This window comes from Mesorhizobium sp. B2-4-6 (genome assembly GCF_006442775.1).
In the GTDB taxonomy this organism is placed as follows: domain Bacteria; phylum Pseudomonadota; class Alphaproteobacteria; order Rhizobiales; family Rhizobiaceae; genus Mesorhizobium.
On the sequence record NZ_VFVI01000002.1, the window covers coordinates 803,919 to 825,584 of the forward strand.

Sequence of the window (21,666 nt, forward strand, 5' to 3'; positions counted from 1 at the left end):
TCGGTCTCCTTGGCCAATAAGGCTCGCATCAATCAATAACGTTTCAGTTATGAGTTATCCATAACTTTACAGTTATGTATTGTCAAGCACCTCCATGGCTGGACCGATCGTTGCGGCTTTCGCGACGACCCGCCCGATGCTAGGGCTGCGCATCTGGTCGAAAGCATGGGTGGAAAACGGTGGCGGACACGCAAAAACCCCTGATCGAAATCTGCGTCGAAGGCATTGACGGGCTGCTTGCCGCCCAGGCCGCCGGCGCCGACCGGGTCGAGCTCTGCGCCAGCCTCATCGAAGGCGGCATCACGCCGAGCATGGGCACGGTGCGCGCCGCGCTCGAAAGCGCGACCATTCCCTTCCATGTCATCGTGCGTCCGCGCGGCGGCGATTTCCTCTACAGCGAGGCCGAATACCGCTCGATGCTCGCCGATGTCGAAGCGCTTCGCGAGCTCGGCGTGGCCGGCGTGGTCGTCGGCTGCCTGACCGCCGACGGCGCCATCGACGAGACGCGCATGGGCGCGCTGGTTGAGGCTGCCGGCCCGCTCAACGTCACCTGCCACCGTGCCTTCGACATGACGCGCGATCCGGCCGAGGCGCTCGAAGCCTTGATCCGCTGCAAGGTCGGCCGCGTGCTGACCAGCGGCCAGCGCGACACGGCGGTCGAAGGCGTAAAGCTTCTGGCGGAGCTCGTTCGCCAGGCGGGCGCACGCATCGTCATCCTCGGCTGCGGCGCCCTCGCGCCCGACACCATCGGCGAGGTGCGCAGGCGGACCGGACTGACCGAGATGCATTTCGCGGCACTGGCGGACGTGCCGAGCGCCATGCGCTACCGCAACCCGAATGTCGGCATGGGCGGCGCCGACCTCGACCGCGAATACCGCAACACGGTGACCGACCAAGCCAAGGTGGCGGCGACGATCGCAGCCGCGAGAACCTGATGGCGAAGACGATGAGCAAGGAATTGCTGCCGATCGAACGCATTTCGCCCGCCGACGGGGCCGTCATCCTCGCGCTCAACAACGAGCATGCGGCCGAACTGTCCTGGCTCGAGCCGGAACGGCTCTCATTCCTGCTCAGCGAAGCGTTCTACACCCGCCGCATCGGCGCGCTCGAGGCCTTCATCCTGTGCTTCGACCAGGATGCAAGCTACGACAGTCCGAACTTCCTCTGGTTTCGCGAGCACTATCCGCGCTTCGTCTATGTCGATCGTGTCGTCGTGGCCGCGGACGCCCGCGGCCGGGGCCACGCCCGCCGGCTTTATGAGGACCTGTTCGAGCAGGCCCGCCTCGCCGGCCACACCATCGTCACTTGCGAGGTCAATGCCGATCCGCCCAACCCGGCCTCCGACGCCTTCCATGCCGCGCTAGGTTTCGCCGAGGTCGGCGATGCTGTGATCCATGGCGGCAAGAAATCGGTGCGCTATTGGGCGAAGCCCATCGCCGCCTGAACGGCGCTCCGAACGCTGCTGGCTAGGAAAACAAGCCACAGCTAATATAGCGGCTCCGCTGGCTGGGGGCGACATCATGGCGAGCAATGTCTTCCGCTTCGACGAAAGCTGGGACATCCCCGAAAGCACGCCGCAGGAACCTGATCTCACCAGTTGCGGTTGAGCCAGCCGCGTGCGGGCTTTTCGACGATGTAGTAGCTGGCCAGCGCGCAGGCGAACACAGCCGCCAGCATCGGCATCGGCGCGCGACCGTGTTCATCGACGAACTTGTAGAAAGGCTGTTGCCACAGATAAAGCGAATAGGACCACAGGCCGAGCATAACCATGGGCCGCGACGACAACGGCCCCTTCACATAGCCGCCCGCGAAGTCGAGCGTGTTGACGGCGAGCGCCAGCAGCGGCACGCCGACAAGATAGTGGATCGTGGTCGGCACCGGATCGAGGAACAGCAACACGCCGCCAACCGCCGCCGCCAGCGCCACATGCTGGCTTTGCAGGAAAGCCGGCAGGCGCCCGTCGGCCTTGAGCAGGCAGATCGCGGCGGACAGCAGGATCGAGGCGATATGCACGTCGGTGCGCCAGTAGGTGGTCTCGTAGCTCATGCCGAGAACCCCGTACGAAATGGCGCCGTTGGCCATCGCCAGCAGCGCCAGCACGATCAGCAGCCGCACGACGTTCGTTCTTCCGGTAACCACCACGCTGATCAGCGCGAGCAGGATATAGGAATGCTCCTCGACGCAGAGCGACCAGATGTGGTCGAGCGCGCCGGCACGGGTGATCAGGACGCCGGCGTAATTGTAGGTGAAGGTCAGCGCCGTCAGCGCCGCCTTCCACTTGAAGGCGATGAAGGTCCCGATCAGGCCGATCATGGCGGCAATCACGAACACCAGCAGCGCGGGATAGATGCGCGAGAAGCGGCGCTTGAAGAATTTCTTCAGCGGAAAGCGCTCGATGAACAGGATCTCGCCCATCAGCCGGCCGCTCAGCACGAAGAAGAACTCGACGCCGAGCACGCCGAGATTGAGTCCCGGGACCGGAAAGAAATGGCCGATCAGCACCATGGCGATCGACAGGCCTCGCCAGCCGTCGAGGTAAGCCAGTCTTGCCCTGGCTTCCCTGTCGATTGCGGCCCGCGGCAGGACAACGGACGCTGCGGAGATGTCGGTCATACCGTGCCTTCGCAACTCGAGGTCCGGATGCGAAGCGTTGCCCGCGTTTGGGACCGTCTGGTATTCCCGCCGCGGTCATTTTGCAGTGCGGGATATTATTGTGCAAGTGCGAAACCGCGGATACTCAGGTAATTCCCGCCAAGTCGTTGCGAATACAAAAGAAAAAGGGGCCGCGAGGGCCCCTTTCCTTCACCCAGGCTGAGAGCGTTCAGGCGTTGGCGGCGGCCACGGCACGCTTGGCCATCACCGCGATCAGATTGGCGCGATAGTCGGCGGAGGCATGGATATCGCTCATCAGCCCCTTTGCCGACACTTTGAGGCCGCCGAGCGCCGCGACGTCGAAATTCTTCGCCAGCGCCGCCTCGATTTCCTTGGAGCGGAAAACGCCGTCCTCGCCGGCGCCGGTCACCGTCGCCCTCACCCCATCCTTCCCCTTGGTCACGAACACGCCGACGATAGCGTAGCGCGAAGCCGGGTTGCGGAACTTCTGGTAGGCCGCCTTGGCCGGAGCGGCAAAGCTTACCGCAGTGACGATCTCGCCTTCCTTCAGCGCCGTCTCGAACAGGCCCTTGAAGAATTTGTCCGCCGCGATCTCGCGCTTGTTGGTGACGATCGTCGCGTCCAGGGCCAGCAGCGCAGCCGGATAGTCGGCGGCCGGATCGTTGTTGGCGATCGAGCCGCCGATCGTGCCTTTATAGCGTACCGCCGGATCGCCGATCAGGGATGCCATATGCGCAAGCGCCGGGCAGGCCTTCTTCAGCCTGTCGTCGGTGGAGACGTCGTAATGCGTCGTCGCGGCGCCGATGGTGACCGTCTTGCCGGACACCTTGATGCCTTGCAGGTCCTTCAGCCGCGAGACGTCGACGAGGTCCGAGGGCGCCGCGAGCCGCGTCTTCATGGCCGGGATCAGTGTCATGCCGCCGGAGAGCAGCTTGGCGTCGCCATTCTTGAGTTGCCTGGCGGCGTCGGCGACGGAGGAAGCGCGATGGTAGTTGACGGAATACATGCTCGTTCCTCCTCAGTGCTTCGTCGCGCGGATGGTTGCCCACACCGTCGCGGGCGACGCCGGCATGGCGATGTCGACGACGCCGAGCGCGTCGGTGATGGCGTTGATGACCGCCGGCGGCGAACCGATGGCGCCGGCCTCGCCGCACCCCTTGACGCCGAGCGGATTGCCAGGGCATGGCGTGTTCGAGGTCGAGACCTTGAAGGACGGCAGGTCGCTCGCGCGCGGCATGGTGTAATCCATGTAGCTTGCCGTCAGAAGCTGGCCGCTTGAGTCGTAATGCGTGCCTTCCAGCAACGCCTGGCCCACGCCCTGGGCGATGCCGCCATGCACCTGCCCCTCGACGATCATCGGATTGATGATGTTCCCGAAATCGTCCGCCGCGACGAACTGGATGATTTCCGTCACGCCGGTTTCCGGATCGATCTCGACCTCGCAGATGTAGCAGCCGGCCGGGAAGGTGAAGTTGGACGGATCGTAGAAGGCCGTTTCCTTCAGCCCGGGCTCCATGCCCGCCGGCAGGTTGTGGGCGGTGTAGGAGGCAAGCGCCACCTGGAACCAGGGCAGGCTCTTGTCGGTGCCCGCGACCTTGACATCGCCATTCTCGATGACGATGTCGCCCTCGTCCGCTTCGAGAAGGTGCGCGGCGATCTTCTTGGCCTTGGCCTCGACCTTATCGAGGGCCTTGACGATGGCCGACATGCCGACGGCGCCGGAACGCGAACCATAGGTGCCCATGCCCATCTGCACCTTGTCGGTGTCGCCATGCACGATCGAGACGGAGTCGATCGGCACGCCGAAGCGCTGGGTGACCAGTTGCGCGAAGGTCGTCTCATGGCCCTGGCCATGGCTGTGCGATCCGGTCAGCACCTCGATCGTGCCGACGGCATTGACGCGCACCTCCGCCGATTCCCAGAGGCCGACGCCGGCGCCGAGCGAGCCGACCGCCGACGACGGCGCCAGGCCGCAGGCCTCGATGTAGCAGCTCATGCCGATGCCGCGCAGCTTGCCCTGCTTGGCGGCGTCGGCGCGGCGCTTGGTGAAGCCGGCATAGTCGGCGGCTTTCATCGCCGCATCGAGCGAAGCGTTATAATCGCCCGCGTCATAGGCCATGATCACCGGAGTCTGGTGCGGGAAGGACGTGATGAAGTTGCGGCGTCTGAGTTCCGCCGGCGGCACGCCAAGCTCGCGCGCCGCGGTTTCCATCATCCGCTCGAGCACGTAGGTGGCCTCCGGCCGCCCTGCCCCGCGATAGGCATCGACGGGCGCGGTGTTGGTATAGACGGTGCGCACATTGGCGTGGATCGCCGGGATGTTGTACTGGCCCGACAACAGCGTGGCGTAAAGATAGGTCGGCACGCAGGACGAGAACAGCGACATGTAGGCGCCGAGATTGGCTATCGTGTCGACCTTCAGACCGGTGATGCGGTTGTCCTTGTCGAAGGCCATCTCCACCGTCGAGACATGGTCGCGGCCATGCGCGTCGGAAAGGAAGCTTTCGGTGCGATCGGCGACCCATTTGACGGGAACGCCGGTCTTCTTCGATGCCCACAGGCAGACGATCTCTTCCGGATAGATGTAGATCTTGGAGCCGAAGCCGCCGCCGACATCCGGCGCGATGACCCTGAGCTTGTTCTCCGGGGCGACGTTGTAGAAGGCGCTCATCACCAGCCGCGCGACATGCGGGTTCTGCGACGTCGTCCAGCAGGTATAGTGATCCTCGGCCTTGTCGTAATGGCCGAGCGCCGCGCGCGGCTCCATGGCGTTGGGCACGAGGCGATTGTTGACGATCTTCATGCGCGTGACATGGGCCGCCGACTTGATCGCCGCGTCGGTCGCCTTGGCGTCGCCAAGCTCCCAGTCGAAGATCAGATTGTTGTCGGACTCGGCGTGGATCTGCGGCGCGCCGGCTTGAATGGCCTTCGTCGCGTCGACCACGGCCTTCAGTTCCTTGTAGGTGATCTCGACCGCTTCCGCCGCGTCGCGCGCCTGGCCCTTGGTGTCGGCGACGACGATGACCACGGCATCTCCGACGTAGCGCACCTTGTCGACGGCTAAAGGCGACCATGCGCCCATCTTCATCGGCGTGCCGTCCTTGGAATGGATCATCCAGCCGCAGATCAGGTTGCCGATCCCGTCGGCCTTGAGCTCCTTGCCGGTGAGCACGCCGACGACGCCGGGCATCGCTTGCGCCTTTTTCACATCGATCTTCTTGATCTGCGCATGCGCGTGCGGACTGCGCACGAACACGGCATGTTTCATGCCGGGAACCACCATGTCGTCGACATAGCGGCCGCCGCCGGTAATGAACCTCTTGTCTTCCTTGCGCGCCACGCGGGCGCCGACGCCTTCGATACCCATTTGCGGAAATTCCTCCGGAATTAAGGGAATAGGCAGTAGGGGTTAGGCAGTAGTGAGGGGCTCCCGGTCGTATCGCCGTTTGCCTTATTCCCTATTGCCTATTGCCTACTCCCTAAGCTGCCTGTTTCGCCCTGCCCTTGGCGCCCTTCGCCATCGTCTCCGACGCGGCGAGGATCGCCTTGACGATGTTGTGGTAGCCCGTGCAGCGGCAGATATTGCCTTCGAGCTCGGCGCGCACCGTCGCCTCGTCAAGGCCCTCGGGATGGCGCGCGATCAGGTCGGTCGCCGTCATGATCATGCCCGGCGTGCAGAAGCCGCATTGCAGCCCGTGATGCTCCTTGAACGCGGCCTGCACCGGATGCAGCTCGGCGCCGTCGGCGAGCCCCTCGATGGTGACGATGGTCGATCCGGACGCCTGCACTGCAAGCATGGAACAGGATTTCACCGCCCTGCCGTCGACATGCACGACGCAGGCGCCGCACTGCGAGGTATCGCAGCCGACATGCGTGCCGGTGAGGCCGAGATGTTCCCTGACGAAATGCACCAGAAGCGTTCGGTCCTCGGCGTTCCCGCTGACCCGCCTCCCGTTCACAGTCAACGACACGTCCGACATGCAACCTCCCTGGGTATCAACCTTGGTCATTGCCGAATGCCGCGCTTGTGCTTCGGCAGTGCGTTATTCGGGTAGCGTACAACGGGCAAAACAGCGCTGCCAGCGCCGGTTCCATTGTACTTTCGATCATGGCAAAAGCTATGTGCAACGCAGCAACCGGCCCCATTGCCAAATCGGGGATTGAAGGCAAAGATGCCTTCGACGCGAAGCGTGCCTGACACGCATAAGAAAAGACACGCACAAAACAGCGTTGGAGGAAATTGCGGAGACGGCAGCTGGCCAGTTCGAGCACACGCTATGCATCGGGCCTTTCGGCGCTCACCACGGATGAGCCCGACCCGAATGCCTTTGCACGGGCCATCGCGGCCGAAGCGGCAGCCGTCGACGCCGGCTTTGCGCTTCTGTTCTTCTCCCAAAGCCTGGTCGACGCGGCGGCGCTTGCGCAAGCGCTGAAGGTCCATGCGCCGTCGCTCGCCTATGCCGGCTGCTCGACCGCCGGCGAAATCACGCCGCAGGGACTGGAGGAAGGGCATGCCCTTGCCCTGCTTTTGCCGTCGGCGTCGTTTTCGACCGTCAGCACCATGGTCGAAAACCTTTCCTCCTCCGGCATGGACGGGATCACCGGCGAGGTCGTGGAACTGCGGCGCCTGCTGCGCTGCCGCGCCGGTCAGGAACGGGCGAAGAGCTTCTTCGCCCTCTGCTTCATCGACGGGCTTTCCTATGCCGAGGAAGCGGTGACCTCGGCCATCCACTGGGGGCTTGACGACATCCCGCTGATAGGCGGCTCGGCGGGCGACGACCTGAAATTCGAGACGACCAGCCTGATCTCGAACGGCAAGGTCGCTTCCGACAGCGCCATCATCGTGCTGGTCGCGACCGAGATCCCTTTCCACGTCTTCAAGACCGACAATTTCATTCCGACCGACGAGAAGCTGGTGGTGACGGCGTCCGACCCCGATCATCGCATCGTGCGCGAATTCAACGCCACCAACGCGGCGGAAGAATATGCCGCCTCCGTCGGCATCGTGCCGCAGACGCTGACGCCGCTGAGCTTCGCCTCGCACCCGGTCGTGGTGAAGGTCGGCGGCGAATATTACTGCCGCTCCATCCAGCGCATGCATGTCGACGGCTCGCTGTCGTTCTTCTGCGCCATCGACGACGGCGTCGTTCTGTCCATAGCCCAGCCGAAGAACATGGTGGAAGCGACGCGCGCCGCGTTGCAGGACGCCGAACGCAAGCTCGGCGGCATCGACATGATCTTGGGCTTCGACTGCGTGCTGCGCCGGCTCGATGCGCGCAACCGCCAGGTCTACCGTGACATTTCGGAGCTCTACCGGGCCAACAAGGTCGTCGGCTTCGGCACCTATGGCGAGCAGTACCGCTCGATGCACCTCAACCAGACCTTTACCGGCATCGCCTTCGGCGAGCGCCAGGCAGCCGAGTAGCGAGATGCCGCTTCGCGACATCAACGACCTCGAACGGCTGAAGAAGATCAACGCGGCCCTCGTCAGCCGCGTCGAGCGTTCGATGGACCAGCAAGGCAATGCCTTCTCGCTGTTCCAGACCGCCATCTCGCTGGAAAACCGGGTGCGCAACCGCACCGAGGAACTGCACGCGACGCTGCGCCGGCTCGAACAGTCGAACATCGACCTCAGCGAGGCGAAGGAGAGCGCCGAACTGGCGAACCTCTCCAAGACCAGGTTCCTTGCCGCCGCCAGCCACGACGTGCTGCAGCCGCTGAACGCCGCGCATCTGTCGGTCTCGGCGTTGGCCGAGGTCCAGACCAGCGACGAAGGCAGGAAGCTGGTGCGCCAGGTCGAGCGCTCGCTGGAGACGATGGAAGACCTGTTGCGCACGCTGCTCGACATCTCCAAGCTCGACGCCGGCGTAGTGCAGCCCGAAATAGGCGATGTCGGCCTGGAGGCGCTGTTTTCCTCGCTACGCTCGGACTTCCTTCCCGAAGCGGAAAAGAAAGGCCTGTCGCTGAAATTCCGGCCGGTCAACGTCGTCGTGCGCTCCGACCGCACACTGCTTAGACGTATCCTGCAGAACATCCTTTCCAACGCGCTCCGTTATACCCGCTCCGGCGGCGTGCTGGTCGGCACCAGGCATCGCGGCGACACCATCCGCATCGACGTCGCCGATACCGGCTGCGGCATTGCCGAGGACCAGCGCGAGGCGGTCTTCGAGGAATTCCACCGCGGCACCGCGACGCTTGCCGATGCCGGACTTGCCGGCGGGCTTGGCCTCGGCCTCGCCATCGTGCGCCGCATGGCGGCTGCGCTCGGCCACCCGGTAACCTTTTCCTCGAAGGTGGGACGCGGCACCATCTTCCACATCGACGTACCGATCGGCATGGCGCCGGCCGAACCGGCGACGGCCAGCGCCGACATGGATCGCCCGCGCGGCTACGGCCTGTTCGGCACCAAGGTGCTGCTTGTCGAGAACGACGCCGATGTGCTCGCCGCCATGACCTCGCTGCTTGAGCGCTGGCAGTGCCAGGTACGCGCCGCCACCTCGACCGACGACGCGCTCGACCTGCTCGGCGACACCGCCTGGGTGCCCGACATAGTCATCGCCGACCAGCATCTCGACGGCGGCGACCTCGGCACCGCGACGATCGCCGAGGTGCGCGACTATCTCGGCCGCCCCGTACCGGCGCTGATCGTCACCGCCGACGGCTCGGAGTTCGTCGCCAAGGCCGCCCGCGCCGCCGGCATAGAGCTGATGCGCAAACCGCTGAAGCCGGCGCAATTGCGAGCGCTGCTGGCGCATCTGTTGGCTTGAGAGGCTATCCAATGAACCAGGCTTGTGGGAAGTTGATAGTTCTCTACAGCCCGTTGTCTCGCCAGGCATAGAAATAGCGTTGAGCCCTCGAAATCGGCGGAAAGCGGTCCGGCAACGCCCGCCACTGGCAGCCCGTTCAGGCGATATAGAGGAGCGCGTCCACAACCCCCGCAGCTCGGTCGTACGCCTTGGCTCCGGGCAGGACGGCTCGATCAACGCCCATTCCCGGTCCGTCATTGCATTTGCATCTCGATGCCCCGTGCGGCAATACTGCCGCCGGGTAGTCTCCGTCCGACGCATGTTGTGATCCGATCAAGTCTAGACAACTCAAGCGATCACAACGGACGAGGCCACTCAACAGCGTCCACCCCTGATCTCAAGTTTCGGGTCAGGCTTTGCAGAGATCGGATATTATAATGGCAACGGAGAAAATCGACAAACCAGAGGATTTCATAAATTCCTTTTCATTCCACGATGTTAGTTTAGATAGAATAAGTATCGATTTCGATAGTCAGATCGCGGAGCTCTCTACACCGGACATGAATTGGAATTACGAAGGTAGTCATGGATATGTTAAGAGACCGTGCAGATTAATATTTGGAGGGACGACCGCGTATTTCATAGATGTTGTTGATTTGGAAGGAGTAAGAATAGGAGACATAAGCGCAAACATCACGGGCGACTTGATTTTAGCAAATATTAACCTTAATCTCGGAGGCGGGAGCTCTAGCTGGGGTAGGGAACGTGGCAGTATTAGTTTTATGTTTAAAACTCTTGAAATAGCCGACCTGTAGTTACCATCCTCTGCCGCCGCTGGAGTTTATCTCACCGAATGGATCGGAGGAATTACGGTGACAGTGCACTTTTCAGCCGCCCTCAAAACCCGGCCTGGTCGCGAAACAGCTCCGCATTGTCGAGCTTCGAGACCTCGATCACCGCTTGCGTGCGGCTGTAGACGTTGAGCTTGCGCAAAATCTCCGAGACATGCGCCTTGACGGTGGTCTCGCCCACCTGCAGCTCGTAGGCGATCTGCTTGTTGAGCATGCCCTGGCGCAACATCTGCAGCACCCTCAGCTGCTGCGGCGTCAGCCTGGCCAGGCGCTGTACCATGTCGGCGCGGTCGGTGCTGTCGGGATCGGGCGGCTGGCCCTCGTAATTTTCCGGCACATAGACCGCGCCATCCATCACCGAGCGGATGGCGGCGGCGAGATCGCTCTTGCGGGCCGATTTCGGGATGAAGCCGGCGGCGCCGTAGGACAGCGCCTCGGAGATGATCTTCGGCTCCTCATAGCCCGACACGATCACCACCGGCAGCCGCGGATAACGGGTCCTCAGCTGCAACAGCCCCTCGAAGCCATGCACGTCGGGCATGCTCAAATCGAGCAGCGCGAGGTCGAACGGCTTGGCGTCGGCAAGAAGCTCGATCGCTTCCGCGATCGAGCGTGCCTCGACCGTGTCGACGTCTGGATAGGCCATCTGCACCGCGCTGTGCAGCGCCTCGCGAAACAGCGGGTGGTCGTCGATGATCAGGAAGCGGGCGCGATCGCTGACGGAGGTCATTGCACGGGTTCAGGCATCGGTTCGGTTTTCCAGCCGGCACAGGATAGTCCCATGACCATGGCCAGATTATTGGCAAATAGTATACGCCCAATGGTACAGCGCATTGTCACTGAAACGACAGGCCGAAGTGCCGGAACGCCCGAGTCTTGCCCGCCCGGCAAAATCGGCCGAAGGTGCGGGCGATTCATGCCAACACAGAGAAAAACCATGCCAGAATTCGTCCTTCCGCCACCGGCGATTGCTTCGGTTGCCATCGCGGGCTCGGCGGAGCGGTTTGCCGTGCGCCGCATCTTCTGCGTCGGCCGCAATTACGCGGCGCATGCGCGCGAGCTCGGCAATGACGAGCGCGATCCACCCTTCTTCTTCACCAAGCCGGCCGACGCGGTGGTCGACAGCGGCGCCGATATCCCCTACCCGCCGCTGACCTCGAACCTGCACCACGAGATCGAGCTGGTCGTCGCGATCGGCGAGGCCGGCTTCCGCATTCCGCGCGCCGAGGCGCTCGCCCATGTCTGGGGCTATGGCGTCGGCGTCGACCTCACCCGCCGCGACCTGCAGGATCAGGCAAAGAAGGCGGCGCGTCCCTGGGATTGGTCGAAGGCTTTCGACCAGTCGGCGCCTTGCGGCCCGCTGGTTCCGGCCGCGAAATCAGGACGTCCGGAAAAAGGCCGTATCTGGCTTGCCGTCAACGGCGCGGTGAAACAGGACGGCGACCTTGCCGAGCTGATATGGCCGATCGCCGATATCGTCTCGATTTGCAGCGAAGCGGTCGAGCTTCGGCCCGGCGACCTGATCTTCACCGGCACGCCGGCCGGCGTCGGAGCGGTCCAGGCCGGCGACAGGATCACCGGCGGCGTCGACGGCATCGGCGAGATCACGGTGACCATCGGGCAGCCGAGGCGATGAGCGACCTCGTCCTTCACAACTACTACCGCTCCTCCACCTCCTACCGGGTGCGGATTGCGCTGGAGATGAAGGGACTGGACTACACCTATGTGCCGCACCACCTGCGCCACGGCGAACATCTCGAGCCCGCTTATCTCGCTGTGAACCCGCAAGGCCTGGTGCCGGCGCTGGTGCTGGACGGCGGCACGCTTTTGACCCAGTCGCTGGCGATCATCGAATATCTCGACGAGATCCGGCCGGAGCCGCAACTGCTGCCGAAGGATGCGCTGGGCCGGGCGCGGGTGCGGATGCTGGCGCAGATGATCGCCTGCGACATCCATCCCGTGAACAATCTGCGCGTGCTTACCTCGCTGCGCACCTTGTTCGGGGCCGGTGACGAGGACGTCGTCAACTGGTTTCGGCATTGGGTGAATGAAGGTTTCCAGCCGCTTGAGAAGATTCTGGCTTCGTCGCCCGAGACCGGCGCGTTCTGCCATGGCGACACGCCGGGCCTGGCCGACATCTGCCTCGCCGCCCAGGTGACCAACAATGCCCGTTTCGGCGTCGACATGGCCCCCTATCCGGTGATCGCGCGCATCAACGCCGCCTGCATGGCGCTGCCGGCGTTCCAGAAGGCTGCGCCGCGGAACCAGATCGATGCCGAGTAGGGAAGCCAAGGACGCCGAGGAGGCCAAGGCACTCGCCGACATCGAAGAGTACGGCTGCCACATTCTCTATGTGCTGGAGGAGGACGAGCATCCGCCGTTCGCATACTCGGTCGGGATAGAGCACAATTTTGGCGTCCCTGAATTGGTCGTTATCGGGCTCAAGCCGGACCTTTCGCTAACCATCATCAACGAGTACTGCAGACGCGTGCGCGGCGGCGAGAGGTTCAGCGTCGGTGCGCGGGCGTCGGGTTTCCTGGGAGGAGGCTTCGATTGTCAGTTCGGTGCGGTCCATCCCGATCACCACCCGGAATATTTCGGTTGGGACATATGGTTCTACGACGGGCCGGATTTCCGGATCGTGCAGCTTATCTTTCCGACAACTTCCGGGATTTGGCCGTGGGATGTCGAGGCTGATGAATGGTTTCGCGAACGGCAGCCGCTGCTCGATACTCCGCCGCCATAACTAGCGCCCTACCCTCACCGTCGCGGCCCAGAACGCCAGCGCCGACTTCCGCCAGCAACCGGAGTAACTGATCAGTCCGCCAGTCGCGGCCCTGGCAGAATCGATTTCCGGCCGACCAGCGGTGGAATCGGCTATCGTCAACTCAAAACGCACCAACGGTGGGAGTTGCCGATGAAAGCCGTCGTCTTCGAGAAATTCGGCGAGGCGCCGACGATCCAGACCGTGCCCGATCCGAAGCCGGCCGCCGACGGGGTGGTCATCAAGGTCGAGGCGACCGGTCTTTGCCGCAGCGACTGGCATGGCTGGATGGGCCATGACGACGGCATCACGCTGCCGCATGTTCCCGGACACGAGTTGGCGGGCGTCGTCGTCGCCGCCGGCAAGCAGGTCAGCCGCTGGAAGGCCGGCGACCGTGTCACGGTCCCCTTCGCCGTCGGCTGCGGCCGCTGTTTCGAATGCACGTCGGGCAACCATCAGGTCTGCGAGCATCAATCCCAGCCGGGCTTCAACGCCTGGGGCTCGTTCGCCGAATATGTCGGCATCGAGCACGCCGACACCAATCTCGTGCGCCTGCCGGAAGAGATGGAATTCGCTACCGCCGCCAGCCTCGGCTGCCGCTTCGTCACTTCGTTCCGGGCCATCGTCGACCAGGGCCGGGTTACGCCCGGCGAATGGGTGGCGGTGCATGGCTGCGGCGGCGTCGGCCTGTCGGCAGTGATGATCGCCAGCGCCATGGGCGCCAATGTGATCGCCATCGACCTCACCGACGAGAAACTGGAATTTGCGAAGAAGATCGGCGCGGTGGCGACGATCAACGCCTCGACGACGCCGAACGTGGTCAAGGCGGTCAAGCAGATCACCAATGGCGGCGCGCATATGTCGATGGACGCGCTGGGACACCCGACCACGTCCTTCAACTCGATTGCCAACCTGCGCCGGCGCGGCCGCCACGTTCAGGTCGGCCTGATGCTGGGCGAGCACGCCCGGCCGCAGGTGCCGATGGACAAGGTGATCGCCTTCGAGCTCGAAATCCTCGGCAGCCACGGCATGCAAGCCTACCGCTACTCCGCGATGATGGAGATGATCCGCACCGGCAAGCTCAAGCCCGAATTGCTGGTGGGCAAGAAGATCAGCCTAGATGAGGCGCCTGCCGCCCTGATGGCGATGGGCGGTTTCGAGGGCATCGGCATCGGGGTGGTGACGGAGTTCTGAGCAATTCCAGGAAAAGTGTGAAACGGTTTTCCGTCCGGAATTGCGTCAAAACAAATCAGTAGGCGCCTACCGCGCGAACTTCTTCGCGCCGAACACACAGGCCACCACGCCGAGCGTGACGACCACCATCATCGGGCTGACCTTCTCGTGCAGCAGGCTCGCCGCCAGCGCCAGGCCGAAGAAGGGCTGCAGCAATTGCAGCTGCCCGACTGCGGCGATGCCGCCTTGCGCGAGGCCGCGATACCAGAACACGAAGCCGATCAGCATGCTGAACAGCGAGACATAGGCGAGGCCGATCCAGGCGCCGGAGCCGATGCCGGCGAAGGACGGCGGCAGCGTCAAAAAGCTCAGCGCCAGCATGACCGGTAGCGACAGCGCCAGCGCCCAGCATATCACCTGCCAGCCGCCGAGCTTGCGCGACAGCTTGGCCCCTTCGGCGTAGCCCAGCCCGCAGACGATGATGGCGCCGAGCATCAGGCCGTCGCCGACCGGCGAGGCAGTCAAGCCTTGCGACAGGGCAAAGCCCGCGACCAAAGCGCTGCCCAGGCACGAGAACAGCCAGAAAGCCGGGCGCGGACGATCGCCTCCGCGAAGCACGCCGAAGATGGCGGTCGCCAGCGGCAGCAGGCCGACAAAGATGATCGAATGCGCCGAGGTGACATGCTTCAGCGCCAGCGCCGTCAGCAACGGGAAGCCGACCACGACACCCAGCGCGACGACGACGAGCGAGACCAGGTCGCTGCGCTCCGGACGCCTCTCGCGGAACAGCAGCAGCATCGCAATCCCGAGCAGACCAGCGATTGCCGCCCTGGCCGCCGTCAGGAAGGTCGGGTCGAAATCCATCACCGCCACCCGCGTCGCCGGCAGCGACCCGCTGAAGATCAGCACCCCGATGAAGCCGCTGAGCCAGCCGTCAAAACTCTTGTCCATCATCTGCTCCGTTTGCGCTTCCGTACGAGGCAGGTCATGGCATTACCAGAGACAATGGGGTACAATTCCACGAAACTGTAATGGTAGTTCGGGCAGTACGGATGACAGATCTCGCTCTTGAAAATGACGGCTCGCGCACGCTCCTCGAAAGCGTGATGGCGACGATCCGCCATCGCATCGCGGCACGCACGCTGACGCCCGGCGCTCGCCTGCCGTCGATCCGGGCTCTCGCCAAGTCCTTGCAGGTGTCGAAATCAACGGTGGTCGAAGCCTATGAGCGGCTTGCGGCGGAAGGCGCGATCCGTTCGCGGCCGGGCTCGGGTTTCTACGCCGCCGGCCAGCTCGCGCCACTGTCGCTTGCCGAGATCGGTCCCAAGCTCGACCGGGCCGTCGATCCGCTCTGGGTGTCCAGGCAATCGCTCGAAGCGGGCGAGGAGATGCTGAAGCCCGGCTGCGGCTGGCTGCCCGCGTCCTGGATGCCGCAAGCCGCCTTGCGCCGGGCACTGAGGACCGCGGCCCGTGCAGACGACGTGGCGCTTGCGGACTACGGCACGCCGCTTGGCCTGCCGCCGCTTCGCCAGTTGCTGGCACGGCGCATGGCCGAGCACGGCGTCGAAGCCTCGCCCGACCAGATCATGCTGACCGATTGCGGCACCCAGTCGATCGACCTTTTGTGCCGTTTCCTGCTCGAGCCCGGCGACGCGGTGCTGGTCGACGACCCCTGCTATTTCAACTTCCACGCCCTGTTGCGCGCCCATCAGGCCAAGGTGATCGGCGTGCCGTACACGCCTTCGGGGCCGGATATCGAGCACTTCGCCGAAGCACTGACTGAGCACCGGCCGCGCCTCTACATCACCAATTCCGGCATCCACAATCCGACCGGCGCGATCCTGTCGCCGGTCGCCGCGCATCGGCTCCTGAAACTCGCCGACCAGGCGGACCTCACCATCGTCGAGGACGATATCTTCGCCGACTTCGAGCACAGCCCTGCGCCAAGGCTTGCTGCCTTCGACGGGCTGCAGCGCGTCGTCCAGATCGGCTCCTTTTCCAAGACGTTGTCGGCTTCCGTGCGTTGCGGTTTCATCGCCGCGCCCCGCGACTGGATGGAGGGCCTCACCGATCTCAAGATCGCCACGACATTCGGCGGCACCCGGCTGTCCTCGGAACTGGTGCTGAGCCTGTTGAAGGACGGCAGCTACCGCAAACATGTCGAGCAGTTGCGCACCCGCCTGTCGCGCGCCATGGCCGAGACGGCCGGCAGGCTGAAGGCGATGGGCATCACGCCCTGGATCGACCAGCCTGCCGGCATGTTCCTCTGGTGCCGGCTGCCCGACGGCATCGACGCCGCCGACGTTGCCCGCCATGCGCTTTCGGACAATGTCGTGCTGGCGCCCGGCAACGCCTTCAGCCTGTCGCACACCGCCGGCCGCTTCATGCGCTTCAACGTGGCCCAGTGCGGGGATGAGCGGATTTTCACCGCCCTGGAAAGAGCGGTCGCCGCATCCCGCCGCAAGGCGGCATAAGCGCGACGTCGGTTGCCCGAGCGGTCTTCGGCTGGTAGTGAAACCGCGAGCACGCATGCCAGCCGGCATGCGCATCGTCACCGGGACCGATGGCCATGGGATCCAGCAAGTCAGCAGACGTGTAAGCCGCAACAGCGCTTCGTTGTTGCGGCAGTCTGTCCCGTCCGTGAGCAATTCCAGGAAAAGTGTAAAGTGGTTGGGCTCGGTCCTTCGCCGTAGCCTCCGTCCGGGATTGCTTCAGAAAAGACTCAGGCAGATCGCCGCCGAATGTCACTATTTGAGCGGAACTCTCCTCATGTCTTCTCCGAACCAGCCGACATGGACCTTGTCCATGCCAGCAGCCTTGCTGCTTTTGTCTCCCTTCGACGTCCTGGCCTCCCTCGCCATGGATATCTACTTGCCCGTAGTGCCGATCATGCCGGGCGCGCTCGGCACCTCGACGGCCGTGGTGCAGCTGACGCTCAGCCTCTACATGATCTGTCTGGGGCTCGGCCAACTTGCTTTCGGACCGATCTCCGACAGGATCGGTCGGCGCCCGGTGCTGATCGGCGGCGCCCTGTCGTTCGCGGCCACCTCCTTCCTGCTCGCCGTCACGTCGCTTGCACCGGTCTTCCTTGCCCTTCGTATCACGCAGGCACTCGGTGCCTCGGCCATGCTGGTCGCTGTCTTCGCCACTGTCCGCGACGTCTATGCGCAAAGGCCGGAAGGCGCCGTCATCTATGGCACGCTCGGCTCGCTGCTGTCCTTCGTGCCGGCGCTGGGACCGATCGCCGGGGCTTTGATCGCCAATGGTTTCGGCTGGCGGGCGATCTTCGTCGCCCTCGGCATTCTTGCCGTCGCCGCCACGCTCAACGCCTGGCCAAGATGGCGCGAAACGCGCCCGCTGACCCATTGCCCTGCCCGGGCTGGTTTCGGGCCGATCCTGCGCGGCTTCGGCTTCTGGACCTACACGCTGGCCTTCGCCACCGCCATGGGCTCGTTCTTCGTGTTCTTTTCGACGGCGCCCAGGGTGCTCATCGGCAAGGCCGGCTTTTCCCAGATCGGCTTCAGCCTGGCCTTCGCCAGCGCGGCACTGGTGATGATCGCCGCCACCCGCTTCGCCAAAAGCTTCGTCGCGCGCTGGGGCATCGAAGGCAGCGTCAGGCGCGGCATGGCGATGCTGCTCCTGGGTGCTGCCCTGCTGGCCATAGGACAGTTGTTCGCCGAGCCATCCTTCGCGAGCTTCGTCATGCCGATGTGCGTCATCGCCCTCGGCATTGTGCTGACCGCTTCAGTCACCGCCAACGGCGCCCTGGCGCCGTTCGGCGAAGCAGCAGGGACAGCGGTCGCGCTTTATTTCTGCGCGCAGAGCGTGATCGTCGCGACGGCGGGAACACTGTTCATCTTCTTGTTGGGTGGCGATACGGCATGGCCGCTGGCGGGCTTTGCCGCGAGCTTCGCGCTAGCGACACTGTTTGCATTGGGGCAGTTTAGGCCGAAATTGACCTGAAGGAAGCGATCGGCATCCCAGGGTCTGTCGAGATTCAGGTCAGGCCGAGCCGAGAATGGTGGCTTCCGAGAACCGGCCTACGCCGGCCGAAGTCCTCATAAGTGTCTCCGCTCAATGAAGGCTACGGCCGGCGAAGGCCGGAGCGGAGCGTACTTCAAGTACGTGAGCACCTGAGGCGCAGTGCGCCACCGTTCGCAGGCCGGCCCCACCTGAATATCGGCAGACCTTAGGCCCGCTTGCGGCGCTCGTACATCATCACCAGCGTTTCGGCCGTCAGCGCCGGCTTCTGCTCGCCTTCGATCTCGACGGTGTTGGCCGCCTTCATCAGATACTGGCCGGGACCGCGGTCCTCCATCGAAAGCAGCGTGGTGCGCAGCCTGATGCGCGCGCCGGCTTTGACCGGCGCCAGGAAGCGCACCTTGTCGAAGCCGTAGTTGAAGGCGGCCTGGGTGTTCTCCGGCACGATGCCCATCTCCAGCGCCAGCGCGCCGATGATCGACAAAGTCAGGTAACCATGCGCGATCGTGGTGCGGAACGGGCTCTGCCGTTTCGCCCTTTCGGGGTCGACATGGATCCACTGATGGTCGCCCGTGCATTCGGCGAACTGGTCGATGCGCTGCTGGTCGACCGTCGTCCAGTCGGACACGCCGAGTTCCTGCCCGGACATCGTGCGCAACTGTTCGAAGGTCGGCGGCGTTCTCGGCCGTGCTTCCGTCATTCCGGCTTTCCCATCACTCTTGCCTGTCTCCCGACCATGAAGCGGCGGCCTCTGTCAATTCGCCGCCCCGCGATTTTCGCCGGTAGAGTTGATGCTTTTACGGCATGCCGAGAACGCTCGGGCGACTGGACCGGTTGCATCGCATATCGGTCGATGGTGGGTCCGAAACCGCCGGATAGGCTATTTCTTTTCGTAACCGGCGCGGATCTCCGCCATCGCATCCCTGATCCGCTCGCGCAGTATCTCGACCGATTCGGTGCTGGATTTGCGCACAAGGCCAGCCACTTCGCTGGCATTCTTCAGCGTCGTCTCGAACGACCTGCGGGCAAATTCAGCCTGCTTGGTCATGAGGTCCTGCGGATTGCCGGGCGTCTGGTAGTTCTGCGCCATCCGCGTGATCTCGTGCATGGCATTCTGCACCATCTCATGCTGCCTCGCCAGCACCGAGGATGCCCCTGCCGCGCCCGCCCTTGCCGATTTTTCCAGGGCTTCGAGATTCTTGCGATGATGATCCAGGATCGCCTGGACATCGACATTCGGCAGCTTGAGGTCGCGGCCGAACCTGCTGAACATGTCGAGGAACGAGTCGGATTCCGGTTGTTTTGCCATGCTTGCCTCCCGTTTTGCCACGTTTGCGGCGACCCCGAAGGAGAATAGTGCGCCTTGGGCCAGCGTCAATTGACGAGAAACAGCCGCTCCGCCGTATAGAGCGCCAGCCCGGCAAGCCCGCCGATGATCATGCCGTTGAAACGGATATATTGCAGGTCCTTGCCAATGTTCGTCTCGATCAGCCGTGTCAGTTGCGTCAGGTCCCAGCGCTTGACCTGGTCGGCGATGAATGTCGACACGCCGCTCTTCTGGCTTTCCACGAATGAAGCCAGCGCCACGACAAAGCCCTGGTTCATGTCGGCCCTGATCTGGGCGTCGTCGGCCAGATGCCTGCCGACCTCGACGAACATGTTGGCGAGGTGCGCGCGGATCGTCGAATTCGGCGCATTGATATCCTGCTCGATGAACAGGCGCAGGCTTGTCCATGCATCGCCGGCCAGCGCCTTCACCTCCGGACGGCCGAGAAAATCGCGCTTCAGCTTCTCCGCGCGCCTTGCATATTGCTTCGAGGTCCTGAGCCGCTCGATGAAGCCGAGCGCGAAACGATCGAATTCGGCGCGCATCGGATGATCTGGATCGGCTCGTACATCATCGAGCAGCGAGCCCGCCGACGCCACGATCTTCTTCAAGAGATAGGCATCGGCGCGGAACAGGTTGAACAGCGACGGCAACTCCTCGCGGATCTTTTCGCGCATCGTCTCGAGCGCCTGTTCGTCGTTGAGGAAACGCCCGACGACCCGGGTGAACTCGTCGAACAGCTTCTGGTGGCGGCGATCGTCGGTCAGCGCCGACAAAAGATCCGCCGCGAGCGGCGCCAGCGGCACCTTTTTGATCTGCTCCAGCATGCGGCTGGTGACGAAGTCGCGCAGGCCGGATTGCTCGACCGCTGTCAATGTCTGCGGCACCAGCCGCGCGACGAATCGCGACAGGCCGGCTGCGCGCTCGGCATCGGCCAGCCAGTCGGCGACCAGGGCGGCGAAGTCGACCTCGGCGAGCTTTTCGCGCACCGGCTCCGGCGCCAGGAAATTGGCCTCGATGAAGCGGCCGAGATTGTCGGCGATCCGATGCTGGTTCTCCGGAATGATGGCGGTATGCGGGATCGGCAGCCCGAGCGGCCGTCTGAACAGCGCCACCACCGCATACCAGTCGGCGAGCCCGCCGATCGTCGCCGCCTCGGCAAAGGCCGCGACGAAGCCGAGCCACGGATGGCTGCCCTCGAAGGACTTGGCGAGCGCGAAGACGAGGATGCACAGCGCGAGCGCTGCGGCGGCGATGAACTTGGTCCGCCGCAACGCCGATAGCTTCGCCTTGGCATCGGCGTCGAATCGAACCGGCGCGAAAGCCGGAGCTGACTGTGACATGGAAAGGCCGTTTCCTGTTTGCACCCGCATCTATCTAGTGGCTGCGCTGCCAAAACGCTCGCTCGAAGCGCAGGAGCGATATCCGGCGACTATCCGCGCCAGCTTGCACAAAAAGTTGACGCGATTATTCAGCTATGTACCGGTCCAGTCTGGAATTGTTCCAAACTATGGGCCATATTCGGCTCAAGCTAATATTTCGCGAGGATACCATGCGGCTCACGCGCCAGACCAACTATGCGATGCGCATCCTGATGTATTGCGCCGCAAACACCGACAGGCTGAGCCGCATCCCCGAGATCGCCGCCGCTTATTCGGTGTCGGAACTGTTCCTGTTCAAGATCCTGCAGCCGCTGGTCGAGGCCGGCCTGGTCGAGACCGTGCGCGGCCGCAACGGCGGGGTGCGGCTCGGCCGCGCGGCGGAGCAGATCAATCTTTTCGATGTCGTGCGCGTCACCGAAGAGAGCTTTGCCATGGCCGAATGCTTCGAGAACGACGCCGCCGAATGCCCGCTGGTCGACAGCTGTGCCCTGAATTCGGCGCTGCGCGAGGCGCTCAACGCCTTCTTCGCGGTGCTTTCCCGCTACACGATTGCCGACATGGTCGCGGCGCGGCCGAATGTCCGGCATCTGCTCGGCATCGACCTTCTGGAGCGGCGCGCCCCGGCGGCGTGATCAAGACCAGGCGACCTGTTTCTCGAAGGCCACCGCCCACGGCTTCCCGGGTGTGGCGCCACCCTCGACTTCGTCATTCTAGGGCGGAGCAAGAAGCGCAGCGACGCAGCGCAGACCCTAGAATCCTGTGTGTTGGTTCTGGTGTATGGTTTGAAGTGGGAAGGAGACCGAATGAATCCTGGTCGTCCTTTCGGACA

General features: G+C 63.7%; 21 protein-coding genes and 1 pseudogene. 12 read left to right on the top strand and 10 right to left on the bottom strand.

What is annotated here, in order from left to right; genetic code table 11:
* Window positions 1-179: 179 nt before the first annotated feature.
* Complete coding sequence (locus FJ957_RS09845) at window positions 180-935, top strand: copper homeostasis protein CutC (RefSeq protein ID WP_140830804.1); 756 nt, start codon at window positions 180-182, stop codon at window positions 933-935.
* On the top strand, window positions 935-1,444 hold the full coding sequence (locus FJ957_RS09850; protein ID WP_246685797.1) for a GNAT family N-acetyltransferase: 510 nt from the start codon (window positions 935-937) through the stop codon (window positions 1,442-1,444). Before FJ957_RS09845 ends, FJ957_RS09850 begins: the two co-directional genes overlap by 1 nt.
* A gap of 146 nt (window positions 1,445-1,590) precedes the next feature.
* On the opposite strand, the gene FJ957_RS09855 is transcribed toward FJ957_RS09850, so the two are convergent.
* From FJ957_RS09855 to FJ957_RS09870, 4 genes are all read right to left on the bottom strand, one after another.
* Window positions 1,591-2,613 carry an acyltransferase gene (locus FJ957_RS09855; RefSeq protein WP_140830806.1) on the bottom strand — a complete coding sequence of 341 codons (1,023 nt, stop codon included), beginning with the start codon at window positions 2,611-2,613 and terminating at the stop codon, window positions 1,591-1,593.
* Window positions 2,614-2,821: 208 nt separating this feature from the next.
* A complete protein-coding gene (locus FJ957_RS09860; RefSeq protein WP_140830808.1) occupies window positions 2,822-3,619 on the bottom strand; it encodes a xanthine dehydrogenase family protein subunit M in 798 nt (265 codons plus the stop codon).
* Between the two features lie 12 nt (window positions 3,620-3,631).
* The gene (locus FJ957_RS09865) at window positions 3,632-5,980 is read right to left on the bottom strand and encodes a xanthine dehydrogenase family protein molybdopterin-binding subunit (protein ID WP_140830809.1); all 2,349 of its coding nucleotides are present in this window, start codon (window positions 5,978-5,980) and stop codon (window positions 3,632-3,634) included.
* A gap of 112 nt (window positions 5,981-6,092) precedes the next feature.
* On the bottom strand, window positions 6,093-6,593 hold the full coding sequence (locus FJ957_RS09870; protein WP_140830811.1) for a (2Fe-2S)-binding protein: 501 nt from the start codon (window positions 6,591-6,593) through the stop codon (window positions 6,093-6,095).
* A gap of 260 nt (window positions 6,594-6,853) precedes the next feature.
* Here FJ957_RS09870 and FJ957_RS09875 point away from each other — a divergent pair, with 260 nt between their 5' ends.
* Window positions 6,854-8,038 (top strand): FIST signal transduction protein, encoded by a 1,185-nt coding sequence (locus FJ957_RS09875; RefSeq protein ID WP_140830813.1) that lies wholly within the window; start codon window positions 6,854-6,856, stop codon window positions 8,036-8,038.
* A gap of 4 nt (window positions 8,039-8,042) precedes the next feature.
* Window positions 8,043-9,380, top strand: coding sequence for a hybrid sensor histidine kinase/response regulator (locus FJ957_RS09880; protein WP_140830814.1), 1,338 nt, complete (start codon window positions 8,043-8,045; stop codon window positions 9,378-9,380).
* Window positions 9,381-9,426: 46 nt separating this feature from the next.
* Here the strand turns inward: FJ957_RS09880 and FJ957_RS32170 are convergent.
* A pseudogene (locus FJ957_RS32170) lies at window positions 9,427-9,680 on the bottom strand (transposase); the annotation flags it as partial.
* 116 nt (window positions 9,681-9,796) lie between these two features.
* On the opposite strand from FJ957_RS32170, the gene FJ957_RS09890 reads away from it, so the two are divergent.
* Window positions 9,797-10,174: a hypothetical protein gene (locus FJ957_RS09890; RefSeq protein ID WP_140830816.1), complete on the top strand. Its 378-nt coding sequence runs from the start codon at window positions 9,797-9,799 to the stop codon at window positions 10,172-10,174.
* Window positions 10,175-10,256: 82 nt separating this feature from the next.
* Here FJ957_RS09890 and FJ957_RS09895 read toward each other — a convergent pair whose 3' ends face one another.
* Window positions 10,257-10,940: a response regulator transcription factor gene (locus tag FJ957_RS09895; protein ID WP_040981753.1), complete on the bottom strand. Its 684-nt coding sequence runs from the start codon at window positions 10,938-10,940 to the stop codon at window positions 10,257-10,259.
* Window positions 10,941-11,147: 207 nt separating this feature from the next.
* On the opposite strand from FJ957_RS09895, the gene FJ957_RS09900 reads away from it, so the two are divergent.
* The 4 genes from FJ957_RS09900 (at window position 11,148) to FJ957_RS09915 (ending at window position 14,168) form a co-directional block, all read left to right on the top strand.
* A complete protein-coding gene (locus tag FJ957_RS09900) occupies window positions 11,148-11,846 on the top strand; it encodes a fumarylacetoacetate hydrolase family protein (protein ID WP_140830818.1) in 699 nt (232 codons plus the stop codon).
* Entirely contained in the window at window positions 11,843-12,493 is a 651-nt protein-coding gene (gene maiA / locus FJ957_RS09905; RefSeq protein ID WP_140830820.1) for a maleylacetoacetate isomerase, read from the top strand. The genes FJ957_RS09900 and maiA overlap by 4 nt, the downstream gene beginning before the upstream one ends.
* Complete coding sequence (locus FJ957_RS09910) at window positions 12,483-12,956, top strand: DUF4262 domain-containing protein (protein WP_140830821.1); 474 nt, start codon at window positions 12,483-12,485, stop codon at window positions 12,954-12,956. The genes maiA and FJ957_RS09910 overlap by 11 nt, the downstream gene beginning before the upstream one ends.
* Before the next feature lie 171 nt (window positions 12,957-13,127).
* Window positions 13,128-14,168 carry a zinc-dependent alcohol dehydrogenase family protein gene (locus FJ957_RS09915; protein ID WP_140830823.1) on the top strand — a complete coding sequence of 347 codons (1,041 nt, stop codon included), beginning with the start codon at window positions 13,128-13,130 and terminating at the stop codon, window positions 14,166-14,168.
* A 66-nt stretch (window positions 14,169-14,234) separates the two neighbouring features.
* On the opposite strand, the gene FJ957_RS09920 is transcribed toward FJ957_RS09915, so the two are convergent.
* Window positions 14,235-15,098 carry a DMT family transporter gene (locus tag FJ957_RS09920; protein WP_140830825.1) on the bottom strand — a complete coding sequence of 288 codons (864 nt, stop codon included), beginning with the start codon at window positions 15,096-15,098 and terminating at the stop codon, window positions 14,235-14,237.
* Between the two features lie 101 nt (window positions 15,099-15,199).
* On the opposite strand from FJ957_RS09920, the gene FJ957_RS09925 reads away from it, so the two are divergent.
* Together FJ957_RS09925 and cml are read left to right on the top strand one after the other, a co-directional pair.
* Complete coding sequence (locus FJ957_RS09925; protein ID WP_140830826.1) at window positions 15,200-16,621, top strand: PLP-dependent aminotransferase family protein; 1,422 nt, start codon at window positions 15,200-15,202, stop codon at window positions 16,619-16,621.
* Between the two features lie 295 nt (window positions 16,622-16,916).
* Window positions 16,917-18,110, top strand: a complete 1,194-nt coding sequence (gene cml / locus FJ957_RS09930) for a CmlA/FloR family chloramphenicol efflux MFS transporter (RefSeq protein WP_140830828.1) — start codon at window positions 16,917-16,919, stop codon at window positions 18,108-18,110.
* 226 nt (window positions 18,111-18,336) lie between these two features.
* Here cml and FJ957_RS09935 read toward each other — a convergent pair whose 3' ends face one another.
* The 3 genes from FJ957_RS09935 to FJ957_RS09945 form a co-directional block, all read right to left on the bottom strand.
* Window positions 18,337-18,828 (bottom strand): MaoC family dehydratase, encoded by a 492-nt coding sequence (locus FJ957_RS09935; RefSeq protein ID WP_140830830.1) that lies wholly within the window; start codon window positions 18,826-18,828, stop codon window positions 18,337-18,339.
* 180 nt (window positions 18,829-19,008) lie between these two features.
* Window positions 19,009-19,437 carry a TIGR01841 family phasin gene (phaP, locus tag FJ957_RS09940; protein ID WP_140830831.1) on the bottom strand — a complete coding sequence of 143 codons (429 nt, stop codon included), beginning with the start codon at window positions 19,435-19,437 and terminating at the stop codon, window positions 19,009-19,011.
* 65 nt (window positions 19,438-19,502) lie between these two features.
* Window positions 19,503-20,798, bottom strand: coding sequence for a DUF445 domain-containing protein (locus tag FJ957_RS09945; RefSeq protein ID WP_140830833.1), 1,296 nt, complete (start codon window positions 20,796-20,798; stop codon window positions 19,503-19,505).
* Between the two features lie 209 nt (window positions 20,799-21,007).
* Between FJ957_RS09945 and rirA the strand changes: the two genes are divergently transcribed.
* On the top strand, window positions 21,008-21,469 hold the full coding sequence (gene rirA / locus FJ957_RS09950) for an iron-responsive transcriptional regulator RirA (RefSeq protein WP_140830834.1): 462 nt from the start codon (window positions 21,008-21,010) through the stop codon (window positions 21,467-21,469).
* The last annotated feature ends 197 nt before the right edge of the window (window positions 21,470-21,666 follow it).